Below are 9,721 nucleotides of genomic sequence, written 5' to 3'. Positions count from 1 at the left end.
TGCCCTACGGGCTCCCGGACTTCGCGAGGATCCGCGAAGAGCACTACCGGCCCGCCTTCGACCAGGGCGTGGCCGAGCACCTCGCCGAGGTCGCGGCGATCGTCGCCGACCCCGCCGAACCCACCTTCGAGAACACCATCGCCGCCCTGGAACGCTCCGGGCGCACGTTGCGGCGGGTCGAGACCGTCCTGCACACCCTCGCAGGTTCGGACGCGACCGACGCCATCCAGGAACTCGAAGCCGAACTCGCCCCCAGGGCCACCCAGCACCAGGACGCCATCCTGCTCGACCGCGGGCTCTGGGAGCGCATCAAGCGGGTCACCACCACCGATCCGGAGGAATCCCGGCTACTGGAGCGGTACCGGCTCGACTTCGTCCAGGCCGGCGCCGACCTGGACGACGCCGAACAGGAGCGGATGCGCGAACTCAACACCGAGATCTCCGAGCTCGGCACGGAGTTCGCCCGTGACCTGGTCCGGGCCTCCACCGAGTCCGCCCTGGTCACCCGGGACGTCTCCGACCTCGACGGGCTCGACGAGGCCTGGCTCCAAGCCATCGAGAACGATGGCGAGTACGTGCTGCCGCTGCTCAACACCACCGTTCAGCCGGCCCTGGCCCGGCTGAACGACCGCGCCACTCGCGAGAAGCTCTACAAGCTCAGCGTGGAGCGCGCCCCGGAGAACCTGGAGATCGCCAAGCGCGTCGCGACGATCCGCGCCGAGCAGGCCAGACTGCGCGGCTACCCCGACCACGCCGCCTACAAGGTCGCGGACCAGACCGCCAAGACCGTCGACGCGGTCGAGGAGCGTCTCGGTCAGCTGGTGGGGCCGGCACGGCGCAACGTCGAACGTGAGGCCGCCGCGCTGGCCGAGCACGCCGGTCACGACATCGAGCCGTGGGACTGGCCGTACTACGCCGAGCAGGTCCGCAAGGCCCGCTACGACTTCGACGAGAACGCCCTGCGCCCCTATTTCGAGCTGGGCCGGGTGATCGAGGACGGGGTCCTGTACGCGGCCACGCGCCTGTACGGCGTCACCTTCACCGAACGCTCCGACCTGCGCGGATACCACTCCGACATGCGGGTGTGGGAGGTCTTCGACGGTGACGGTGACGGTGACGCGCTGGGTCTCTTCCTGTTCGACCCCTACGCCAGGCCGACCAAGCGCGGTGGCGCGTGGATGCACAACCTCGTCGAGCAGTCCTACCTGATGGACGAGCGGCCCGTGGTGGTGAACAACCTCAACATCACCAAGCCGGTGTCGGGGCCGACCCTGCTCACCTTCGACGAGGTGGAGACCGCCTTCCACGAGTTCGGCCACGCCCTGCACGGACTGCTGTCGGCGGTTCGCTACCCGCGGGTGGAGGGCACGAGCGTTCCGCGCGACTTCGTGGAGTTCCCGTCCCAGGTCAACGAGATGTGGGCGACCTGGCCGGAGATCCTCGCCAACTACGCCAAGCACCATGAGACCGGCGAGCCCGTCCCGACCGAACTGGTGGAGCGGCTCAGCGCGGCGGAGAAGTTCAACCAGGGCTTCTCCACCTTCGAGTACCTGGCCGCCGCGTTGCTGGACTGGTCCTGGCACCGCATCGAGCCCGGGACGACCGTGGACGACGCCCTGGCCTTCGAGAACGAGGCGCTGGAGAAGGTGGGTGCCCTGCACCCGCTGGTCCACCCCCGCTATCGGACCTCGTACTTCATGCACGTGTTCTCCAACGACTACAGCGCCGGCTACTACTCCTACGTGTGGAGTGAGGTGCTGGACGCCGAGAGCGTGGAGTGGTTCAAGGCCAACGGCGGACTGCTCCGGGAGAACGGCGACCGTTTCCGGCGCAAGGTGTTGGCCGTGGGCGGCAGCGTCGACCCGATGGAGGCCGTGACCGAGTTCCTGGGCCGTGAGCCCGGTATGGAGCCGCTGCTGGCCCGCAAGGGCCTGAAGTAGACGGTAGGGGGCCGCTCCGATCTCGGAGCGGCCCCCTACGCTCAGCGGCGGTCGGCCCTGTGGGCCGCGAAGTTCGGACCGGTCCGCTCATGCAGCACGATGCCGACCGACACCGACACGTTGAGGGACTCGGTGGAGGTGAGCATCGGGATGGAGATGGAAGCGGAGGCCGCCTCCTCGAACATCTCCGAAGCGCCGCCCTTCTCACCGCCGAACAGCAGCGCGAGCCGATCCGGGTTGTCCCCGAGGGACTTGAGCGGAACCTCGCCGTCGGCGTCGAGCACCACCATCGGGACACCCTCCTTGCGGACGAAGTCGATGGTCTCCTCGCGAGTGGCCAGGACCACCGGCAGGGAGAAGATGTAACCGCGGCTGGAACGGATCAGTCGTCGGTCGGCGACGCTGGTGAGGTCGCTGTCGACGAGCACGATCCCGGAAGCGCCCAAGGCCAGCGCCGAACGCGTGATGGCACCGATGTTGCCGACGATCTTCACCCCGTCGAGCACGATGACGTCCCCGCCGCGCTTGGCGAGATCGCTGAACCGCGACGGCCGCGGCACCCGCGCGATACCGAAGGTCTTGGGCTTGCGTTCGCCCTTGAAGACCTGGTTGACGACCGAGGTGGCGAACAACCGGACCGGGATGTTCCGCTCCCGGCACAGGTCCATCAGCTCCTCGGGCGGCGGCTGGGTCTCGATCCCGTAGATCTCGGCGAACTCCACACCGGCCTTGAGGCACTGGACGAGGGGCTCGGGGTCCTCGATCAGGGTCGTCTTGATGTTGGCCCTGGAACTCTTGGTGACATCGAGGATCCTTCGGACCGCCGGATCGGAGGCGCTTTCGATGATTTCCAAGTTGTCCATGGGCCCGTTTCTCGTGTGCGGTGTCTAGGTCGGAGGGCAAAGGTCCAGTCTGCCATGGTTCCCCGCGCCGCCCCTCCGACCCGTCCCCTTCCGTCCCGCACCCTCGTCGACTCAACCCTTCTCGGGCGACCGCGGCTCTCCCAGCCCCGCGCGTTCACGGACCCGTCGGCCGACCCCCTCCACCGCACGGAGCGCGTCCCGCACGTCCCGGTGCGATGGGGTGAAGGGCAACCTGTGGATGGTCTCCTCCGGAGCCATGGCGGCCTCCACCACCCGGTCCAACACCGAATCGTCGGCGTCGCCCAAGCCCGCCTCGGTGAGTGTGGTGGGAAGCCCCACCCGTGCGGTGAACTCCGCGAACTCCTCCACCTCGGCGGTGGCGGCACCCTCCAACAACAGCTGGGTGAGGGAGCCGATGTTCACCTTCTCCCCGTGCGCCAGGTGATGGGTCTCGTCGACCGCGGTGAGGCCGTCGTGCACCGCGTGCGCGGCCGCGAGCCCCCCGGATTCGAAGCCCAGTCCGGACAGGAGCGTGGTCGCCTCGACGACCGCTTCGACGTCGGGGGTCACCAGGTTCCGGTCCACGGCGTCCAACGCGGGCAGCGCGGATTCCCACAGGATGTCCCAGGACAACCGGGCCAAGGTGGTCCCGGCCCGGGTGGGGCGACCCTCCACCATGTTGGCCGCGTCGGTACCCCGAAGGGCACGGGCCTCGATCCAGGTGGCCAACGCGTCCCCGACACCTGCTGCGAGGAACTTCGTGGGAGCTTGCGCCACGAGTTGGGTGTCGACCACCACCAGAGCCGGGTTGCGGCCATAGAACCGGTAGGACTCGAAGGAGCCCTCCTCGGTGTAGACCACGGACAGGGCCGAGGTGGGGGCGTCGGTGGAGGCCACCGTCGCCGCGCTCACCCACGGGACACCCGCGTTGTCACCGGCTGCCTTGGCCGCGTCGATCGCGGCGCCGCCACCGAGGCCGATGACGACGTCGTGGCCGCCCTTCCCGATGACCTCGGCCACTCGTTCCGACTCCGCCCGGGTGGGTGTCCCCCCGAACCGTTCGAAGGTGAGCGGCACCTTCGCCCGAGCGAAGGTACGTTCCAGGATCTCGCCGGTCAGACCACGCACCACGTCGTCGGTCAGGACCAAGGGTCTCTTTCCCAGCGCGCCCACCAGGGAACCGAGTTCCTCCAACGCGCCCCGCCCCTGGACGTAACGGCTCGGTGAGGCGAAGACGCGCAACGACGGAATGTGTTCGGACATGGTTTCCCCCTTCGAAAGCGGTGCTCTCCTCTGCCCTGGCCGCGATCCCGATGACTCAAACGTTCCGTGTCCCAGGCGGCGCCGCCTCGGATCCGACGCTCAGACCCGGCTCGCGCGCCGGGGCACGATGTGGCCCTTGCGGTGGGCCACGCGCAGCAGGTACACCGTGATCGCGCCGCAGAACAGCACCGCGAAGACACTGCCCTCGGGGCCGAAGGCGCCCCCGCTGATCATGGTGAGACCGCTCGTCTCCCCCGCCAACAGCCCGGCGAAGGCGTCCTCACTGCCGGAGACGGCGGTGCCGAAGACCCCGGCCTGCGCCGTGTTCCAGCCGAGGTGCAGGCCGATCGGCAGCCACAGGGAACGCGTGGCCGCGTAGGCGGCGCCGAGCATGAGACCGGCCTCCAGGGCGATGGCCAGTGCGCCCCACAGGGTCGCGTTCGGGTTGACCAGGTGCAGCCCGCCGAAGAGCACGGAGCTGATGGCGAGTGCCCCCCAGGTCCCGGTGGCCTCCTCCACGACTCGGAAGATCACCCCGCGGAACAGCAACTCCTCCGCGACCGCGACCGCGCACATCAGTCCGCACACGGCGAGGAACGCCTCGAACGACCCCCAACCGGTGATCCGGTAGCCCCCGAAGACGGCGATGGCCACGATGGTCGCGGTGAACACGCCGATCCCGGCCGCCGTCCCCCACCCAAGGCCGTGGGCCGCGCCCTCACGGGAGAGTTCCAGCGGCTCCCTCCCCTCGACCCGGCGGATCACGATCCGGTAGGCCCACAGACCGAGGACCGCCATCGCGATGCCGAGGGGCAGGGCCCACACCGACGTGCCCGCCGCGCCCGTCACGGTCGGGAGGAGTGCGGCCAGGGCGCCGACCAGGAGCAGGACGAGTACCAGACGCGAGGCCGTTCGCAGGAACCTGCGAGGGGTGGACACGGGTGCGGTGTCATGAGACATGTCGGGATCACTTCCAAGAACGTGGGGCGCGGGGGCGCTTTGACCTGTCCCCAACGCTAGGGAAGGGGGCCCGACGACCACATCACCCGCGCGAGCGCGCTTCGGTAGCTCTCCAGGGGGATTCGGCCCTCAGCCCTGCCGCACCAGTCCCGAGCGGTAGGCGAACACGACGGCCTGGACCCGGTCGCGCAGTCGAAGTTTGGTGAGGATCCGCGACACGTGGGTCTTGACGGTCTCATGCGCGATCGTCATCCGCTCGGCGATCTCCCCGTTGGACAGTCCCTCCGCCATGAGGAGCAGCACCTCGTTCTCGCGCTCGGTGAGCGGATCGTGGCGCACCACGGGAGGGGCGGGATCGGCGGGGCGGATCCGCAGGGCGTATTCGCCGATGAGCCGCCGGGTCACCGAGGGCGCCAGTAGGGCCTCGCCCTTCGCGACCGTGCGCACGCCCGCGATCAACTCGGGCAACGGGGCGCCCTTCAGAAGAAACCCGCTCGCGCCGGCCCGCAGCGCCTCGTAGACGTATTCGTCCAGGTTGAAGGTCGTCACCATCAGAACCCGTACCGGGTGGGGGTCCGGCGGCTCCGCCAGAGCGGTGGTCACCTCGATACCGCTCATGTGGGGCATGTGGATGTCCATCACCGCCACGTCGGGCCGTAGGTCCCGGATGACGCTCATCGCCTCGGCTCCATCGCGGGCCTGCCCCACCACGACCATGTCCGGTTGGGCGTCGAGCACCGCGGCGTACCCGGCGCGCACCACTTCGTCGTCCTCGCAGACCACGACGCGGATGGATGAACCGTTCACGACTTCCCCCTGGGAACGCTGGCGTGCACCGTGAAGCCCCCGTCGTCGGAGGGACCCGCGCGCAGCTCCCCGCCGACGGCGCCCACCCTCTCGCGCAGGCCGGTCAAGCCGCGGCCGCCGCCGAGGCGGGGTCGGGACGATCCGGTCCCCTCGGTCGGGGACGCGCCGCCCTCGGTGGTGATCCGGGCGCCGACCGCCTCGCCCCCGTGGTCGATGCGGACGACGACGTGCCTGTCGGGCGCGTGCTTGAGCGCGTTCGTGACGGACTCCTGGACGACGCGGTACAGGGCTTCCTCCTCCTGGGGCCGCATCGGGCGGGGATCGCCGTCCTCGACCAGGTCCACGTTCTGCCCCGCCCTGCGGGAGCGCTCGATGAGGCCGGCGAGTTCGCCGAGCGAGGGCCCGGACGGGTCCTCGCTCGCGTCCAGGACGCCGAGCAGGTGCCGGAGATCGTCCAAGGCGCGCCGCCCCGACTCCCCGATACCGACCAGGGCGGTCCCCACCCGGTCGGATGGCCCGAGCAGGTAGCCCGCCGTATCGGCCTGGACCACCATCGAGGTGACGTGGTGGGTGACGACGTCGTGCAGGTCGCGGGCGATACGGGCCCGTTCGGCGGCAGCGGCGTCGGCCTCCATCCGGCGGCGGCGCTCCTCGGCGTCCAAGGCCCGGGCGCGCACCCACCCGCCGAGGGCGCAGCACGCGGCCAGGACGAGACCGAAGGCGAAGTAGTCGGCCACGGTGGCACGTGAGCCCGCGAGGTACAGGGAGTGACAGAGGAGCGCGTAGGCGGCGACCGCTCCCACGACCACCGGCACGGGGCGGCGCGGCGGGAGTGTGCCGACGGTGTACAGGGCCACGATCAGCGCGAGGGAGGCGAAGGCGGTGGGGTAGCGCAGCAGCTGGAAGGCGGTGAACGCGGCGGCGACCACGACCAGGCAGGCGACGGGGAACCGGCGCCGGAGGGCGAGGGGCGCGGTCTGGGCGGCGATGAGGGCCAGGCCCAGGGCGTCCAAGGACCGGTCGTCCGGCAGCTCCGCCAGGTCGACTCCCTGGTGGGCGATTCCGGGTACGAAGGACAGGGCCACGAGGGCCGTGGGGAGTAGGGCGTCGATGACTCTCACTCTTCGCACGGGGCGGAGCACCCGTTCCCTCCACGCCGTCGTCTCGGACACCCGAGCAGACTATCCCGCACCGCCGCGGGGTCGGACGGAAGGCGTCGCACGAGTGGCCGCGGCCCAGGGATCCCTCGACCGCACCACGTAGGAATCGGCCGACCTCACCCCGGTGCGAACCGGTCACTGGAATCCGGGAGGAATGGTCATGAGGTCGACCCCCCAGAACAGCGGCAGCATGTTGAGCACCCCCGCGATGATGAGGATCAGGGCGATAATATTCAGCCAGAAACCGGTTTTGACCATTTCGATGATCGTCACCTTTCCGGTGCCGAACATGATCGCGTTCGGAGGGGTGCCCACCGGAAGCATGAATGCGCAGTTCGCGGCCATCGCGCAGGGGACCATCAACGCGTACGGGTGGATGTTCAGTGAAACGGCGAAAGCCGCCATGACCGGAAGAATCATCGTTGCCGTCGCAGCGTTCGAGGTGATCTCCGTCAGGAAGAGCACGAGCGCGGTCGCGATGATGATGACCAGGATGACGTTGACCCCGTCGAGCATGCGCAGTTGCTCGCCGATCCATGAGGAGAGTCCGGTCTCGACGAACCCCGCGGCGATAGCCAGTCCGCCACCGAACAACAAGAGGATTCCCCAGGGGATCTTCTTCGAGTCCTCCCACTGGAGGATCCTCTGCTCTCCCTTGCTACGAGTCGGCAACGTGAACAGGATCACCGTTGCGACGATCGCGATGACACCGTCGCTGATTCCCGGAAGAAGATCCTCCCAGATGAATGATCGGGTCACCCACATGAAGGCGGCGCCGAGGAAAACGACGAGTACGGCCTTTTCCTCGGTGGACATTCTACCGAGGGATCTCTTCTCTCCTCGGATGATTTCTTTGCCACCGGGAAGGTGCTTGAACCTGACCTTGAGTGCGATACCTGTCAGGTAGAACCACGCGAAGGCAAGGAGGATGACGACGATCGGAAGCCCGAACACCATCCATCCACCGAACGAGATGCTCTCACCGAAGAGCTCCCCGACGGTCGCCGCAAGAATAGCGAGCGGTGGTGTACCGATGAGCGTACCGAGGCCGCCGATGGTGGCCGCGTAGCCGATGCCGAACACCATGGACTTCTCGAACTTCGGCAGGTCTTCGGCGAATTCTCCACCCCGCAGGGAACGGGCGGCCTGATATACCACCGCCATTCCGACGGGGATCATCATCATGGTGGCGGCCGTGTTGGATACCCACATCGACAGGAAACCTGCCGCGACCATGAAGCCGAGGATGATACGACGCGGACTCGTGCCGATCACCGAGACGATCGAGAGCGCGATACGTTGATGAAGATTCCATTTCTCCATCGCGATCGCGATGGAGAAACCTCCGAGGAACAGGAAGATGATGTCGTTGCCGTACGCCGCGACCACGGAATCACCGTCCAACGCACCGCTCAGCGGCAGGAGCGCGACCGGAAGCAAGGAGGTGACCGGAATGGGTATCGCCTCTGTGATCCACCAGGTCGCGACCCACAGAGTGGTGGCGAGGACCGCCCTCCCCTCCGGCGAGAGCCCCGCGGGTTCGAAGAACACGAGTGTCGCCACGAACAGCAATGGACCGAGTAGCAGGCCGATGAGGCGTGCGGGCGTGTAGCCGGGGCCGGGGCCACCGGACTCTCCATCCGCTTCCGTAGTCGATTCCGAGATCTCGGTACCGCCATGGGTCTCAGCGGGACCGTCGCCGTCGTTCGCGCCGGCCGCCACCAGATTCGCGCGTGGTGACTTCCTGCGATACGAGAAGGTCAGGAGCTCCTTGATCTGTCGGTGTGATACCCACAGGTTTCCCCATATGGAATGCAGATAAGTGTTTGCCATTTCATGCCTTCTTGGTCTTTTGCGCGGCTCGGCTTGCTGGGGGAAAGCGACTCTGGTGGCATCAGATTCGACGCCGGCCATGAAGGTAAATGGGTTCGTATATAATTCGCAAGGGGGAAGAGCCCATTTTATTGTGGAATCGGTTCCTTTGAGGAACTCGTTTTTCAGATGTTCGTGCGTACCGCCTCGGAGCGGTCGTATGTGATGCCGAAGACGGCGGCTCCCGTGGCCGTGGGTCGGCCCGGGAGCCACCGTTCTCGGGCGGTCAGTCGTGCAGGCCCCGGAGGACGTCGTGGAACTCGGCCTTGCCTTCGAGCCCGATGCCCGGAAGGTCACCCGGCGCCACACGACCGCGGGTGATCACCGCGTCGTCGGTGAAGCCCCCTGTGGGCTGGAACTCTCCGGGATAGGACTCGTTGCCACCGAGCTTGAGGGCCGCGGCGATGTGCAACGAGAACTGGTGCCCGCCGTGCGGAACGCACCGGCGGGAGGACCAACCGTGCTGGGCGAGCATGTCCAGGACTCGGCGGTACTCCGTCAGTCCGTAGCTCAGTGCCGGGTCGACCTGGATGAAGTCGCGATCCGGGCGCATCCCGCCGTAGCGGATCAGGTTCCGGGCGTCCTGCAACGAGAACAGGTTCTCGCCGGTCGCGATGGGATGACGGTAGTTCTCCGACAGTGTCGCGTTCAGACCGTAATCCAGTGGGTCACCGACTTCCTCGTACCAGAAGAGGCCGTACCGGTCGAGGGCCCGGCCGTAGTCCAGCGCGGTCCGCAGGTCGAACTTACCGTTGGCGTCCACCATCAGACGCGACCCGTCGCCGTCCAGAACGTCGATGACCGCCTCGATGCGATCGAGGTCCTCGGCCAGGTCGGCGCCGCCGATCTTCATCTT

General features: G+C 67.8%; 8 protein-coding genes. 1 reads left to right on the top strand and 7 read right to left on the bottom strand.

The window, feature by feature from the left end:
- Positions 1–1,940: M3 family metallopeptidase (locus ABZ717_RS27840; RefSeq protein WP_358516000.1), on the top strand; the 1,940-nt coding region annotated here is incomplete at its 5' end.
- Between the two features lie 41 nt (positions 1,941–1,981).
- Here the strand turns inward: ABZ717_RS27840 and nshR are convergent.
- The 7 genes from nshR to ABZ717_RS27805 form a co-directional block, all read right to left on the bottom strand.
- Positions 1,982–2,803 carry an NshR/TsnR family 23S rRNA methyltransferase gene (gene nshR, locus ABZ717_RS27835; protein WP_358515996.1) on the bottom strand — a complete coding sequence of 274 codons (822 nt, stop codon included), beginning with the start codon at positions 2,801–2,803 and terminating at the stop codon, positions 1,982–1,984.
- Positions 2,804–2,914: 111 nt separating this feature from the next.
- Positions 2,915–4,066: a glycerol dehydrogenase gene (locus ABZ717_RS27830; protein ID WP_358515993.1), complete on the bottom strand. Its 1,152-nt coding sequence runs from the start codon at positions 4,064–4,066 to the stop codon at positions 2,915–2,917.
- 99 nt (positions 4,067–4,165) lie between these two features.
- Entirely contained in the window at positions 4,166–5,026 is an 861-nt protein-coding gene (locus ABZ717_RS27825) for a CPBP family intramembrane glutamic endopeptidase (RefSeq protein WP_358515989.1), read from the bottom strand.
- A gap of 129 nt (positions 5,027–5,155) precedes the next feature.
- Positions 5,156–5,833: a response regulator transcription factor gene (locus ABZ717_RS27820; RefSeq protein WP_358515987.1), complete on the bottom strand. Its 678-nt coding sequence runs from the start codon at positions 5,831–5,833 to the stop codon at positions 5,156–5,158.
- Complete coding sequence (locus ABZ717_RS27815) at positions 5,830–7,005, bottom strand: histidine kinase (protein ID WP_358515984.1); 1,176 nt, start codon at positions 7,003–7,005, stop codon at positions 5,830–5,832. Before ABZ717_RS27815 ends, ABZ717_RS27820 begins: the two co-directional genes overlap by 4 nt.
- Before the next feature lie 123 nt (positions 7,006–7,128).
- Complete coding sequence (locus tag ABZ717_RS27810; RefSeq protein WP_358515981.1) at positions 7,129–8,826, bottom strand: SLC13 family permease; 1,698 nt, start codon at positions 8,824–8,826, stop codon at positions 7,129–7,131.
- 265 nt (positions 8,827–9,091) lie between these two features.
- On the bottom strand, positions 9,092–9,721 hold a 630-nt coding region (locus tag ABZ717_RS27805; protein WP_358515978.1), incomplete at its 5' end, for an enolase C-terminal domain-like protein.

It is taken from the genome of Nocardiopsis sp. NPDC006832, from assembly GCF_040635885.1.
In the GTDB taxonomy this organism is placed as follows: domain Bacteria; phylum Actinomycetota; class Actinomycetes; order Streptosporangiales; family Streptosporangiaceae; genus Nocardiopsis.
The sequence above is the reverse complement of the archived record's forward strand: the minus strand, read 5'-3'. Positions and strand labels throughout refer to the sequence as shown.

Excerpts from the sequence above, each read along its gene's own strand:
- ABZ717_RS27810 (WP_358515981.1), bottom strand. The coding sequence starts at position 8,826 with ATGGCAAACACTTATCTGCATTCCATATGGGGAAACCTGTGGGTATCA.
- ABZ717_RS27825 (WP_358515989.1), bottom strand. The coding sequence starts at position 5,026 with ATGTCTCATGACACCGCACCCGTGTCCACCCCTCGCAGGTTCCTGCGA.
- ABZ717_RS27830 (WP_358515993.1), bottom strand. The coding sequence starts at position 4,066 with ATGTCCGAACACATTCCGTCGTTGCGCGTCTTCGCCTCACCGAGCCGT.
- nshR (WP_358515996.1), bottom strand. The coding sequence starts at position 2,803 with ATGGACAACTTGGAAATCATCGAAAGCGCCTCCGATCCGGCGGTCCGA.